The sequence below is a fragment of the Bradyrhizobium sp. NBAIM08 genome (assembly GCF_020193935.1).
In the GTDB taxonomy this organism is placed as follows: domain Bacteria; phylum Pseudomonadota; class Alphaproteobacteria; order Rhizobiales; family Xanthobacteraceae; genus Bradyrhizobium; species Bradyrhizobium yuanmingense.
Genome location: NZ_JADYVR010000116.1, coordinates 1 through 495 on the forward strand (window position 1 = coordinate 1; position 495 = coordinate 495).

Here is a 495-nt window from a genome sequence, read left to right on the forward strand (position 1 = left end):
GTAGATCTCCTCGACTTCGCCGGTCCCATCGACCTTTTTCAACCGGCTGGACGACCTGTAGTAATCGACCAGCGGCTTGGTCTCGGCGTCGTATGTCGCGAGCCTGGTCGACACGCTTTCCTCGTTATCGTCGGAACGATGCGTCAGCTTAGTGTCGGGATGCAGATCGCAGACGTCATCATTCTTCGGCGGCTTCGAATAGATGTTGTAGATCTCGTTGCAGACCGGACACGATCGCCGCCCCGTCAACCGCTTCATCAATTCCTCACGCGGCACGTCCACTTCGATTGCATCGATCTCAAAGCCGTGCTCGCGAGCTAAGTCCTCGAGATGCTCGACCTGTACCATCGTCCGCGGATACCCGTCCAGAATGTAGCCGTCCTTCGTATCGTCCCGCGACGTCCGTTCCCGGACCATCTTCGAAGTCACTTCGTCGGGTACGTACTTTCCCGACTTCATGATCTCCTGAACTTCGAGTGCGAGCGGAGTATCGAG

Annotated in this window: 1 protein-coding gene; it reads right to left on the reverse strand. The window is 57.0% G+C overall.

Annotation, left to right across the window (positions count from 1 at the left end):
- Nucleotides 1–495, reverse strand: a 495-nt coding sequence (locus tag I6F37_RS38685; RefSeq protein WP_276573800.1) for a nucleoside monophosphate kinase, incomplete at both ends; no start/stop codon positions are given.